The organism is Pseudaquabacterium pictum (assembly GCF_005403045.1).
In the GTDB taxonomy this organism is placed as follows: Bacteria; Pseudomonadota; Gammaproteobacteria; order Burkholderiales; family Burkholderiaceae_C; genus Pseudaquabacterium; species Pseudaquabacterium pictum.
In genome coordinates, this window is sequence record NZ_BJCL01000045.1 from 1 (window position 1) to 1,287 (window position 1,287).

1 protein-coding gene and 1 pseudogene are annotated in these 1,287 nt (G+C 65.0%); both read right to left on the reverse strand.

The window, feature by feature from the left end; all coding sequences use genetic code 11:
* Window positions 1–110: pseudogene (locus tag FFT10_RS27520) on the reverse strand (succinate--CoA ligase subunit alpha); the annotation flags it as partial.
* A gap of 17 nt (window positions 111–127) precedes the next feature.
* Window positions 128–1,287: ADP-forming succinate--CoA ligase subunit beta (gene sucC / locus FFT10_RS27525; RefSeq protein WP_137736083.1), on the reverse strand; the 1,160-nt coding region annotated here is incomplete at its 5' end.

Below are 1,287 nucleotides of genomic sequence, written 5' to 3' on the forward strand. Positions count from 1 at the left end.
GCCGCCTTGCCGTTGGCATAGGCCTGGCAGCCCAGGGTGTGGAACTGACCGGTCTTGCCGGTGATGCCCTGGGTGATGACCTTGGTGTCTTTGTTGATCAGGATGCTCATGGTTCTTCTCCGGGGCTTCAGGCGACGGCTGCGACGATCTTGGTGGCCGCTTCGGCCATGGTGTCGGCCGCGATGATCGGCAGACCGCTCTCGGCCAGCATCTTCTTGCCCAGGTCCTCGTTCGTGCCCTTCATGCGCACCACCAGCGGCACACTCAGGTTCACCGCCTTGCAGGCCGTGATCACGCCCTCGGCGATGGTGTCGCACTTCATGATTCCGCCGAAGATGTTGACCAGGATGCCCTTGACCTCGGGGTTCTTCAGCATGATCTTGAACGCCTCGGTCACCTTCTCGGCCGTGGCACCACCGCCCACGTCCAGGAAGTTCGCCGGGCTGCCGCCGAACAGCTTGATGGTGTCCATCGTCGCCATCGCCAGGCCCGCACCGTTGACCAGGCAGCCGATGTTGCCGTCCAGGCTGATGTAGGCCAGGTCGAACTTGCTGGCCTCCACCTCCGCCGGATCTTCCTCGTCCAGATCGCGGTAGGCCACGATCTCGGGGTGGCGGAACAGCGCGTTGGCGTCGAAGTTGAACTTCGCGTCCAGCGCGATCAGGTTGCCCTTGGAATCGCAGTTCAGCGGGTTGATCTCCACCAGCGAGGCGTCGGTCTCCATGTAGCAGCGGTACAGGCTCTGGAACAGCGTGACCGCCTGTGGCACCGAGCCTTCACCCAGGCCGATGGAGCGGGCGATCTGGGCCGCCTGCGCATCGCCCAGGCCGGTCAGCGGGTCGATCACTTCGGTGATGATCTTCTCGGGCGTGGAATGCGCCACTTCCTCGATGTCCATGCCGCCTTCGCTGCTGGCGATGAAGGCCACCTTCTGGCTCTGGCGGTCGGTGACCAGGGAGACGTAGTACTCCTTCTGGATGTCCGCGCCTTCCTCGATGTACAGGCGCCGCACCTTCTGGCCCTCGGGGCCGGTCTGGTGGGTGACCAGCTGCATGCCCAGGATCTGGCCCGCCAGGTCCTTCACGCCGTCGACGCTCTTGGTGACCTTCACGCCGCCGCCCTTGCCGCGGCCACCAGCGTGGATCTGCGCCTTGACCACCCACACCGGCCCGCCCAGCTTCTGCGCCGCCTCCACCGCCTCCTGCACAGTGAACGCCGGCACGCCGCGCGGCACCGGCACGCCAAACTGGCGCAGGATCTCTTTACCCTGGTATTCGTGGATCTTCA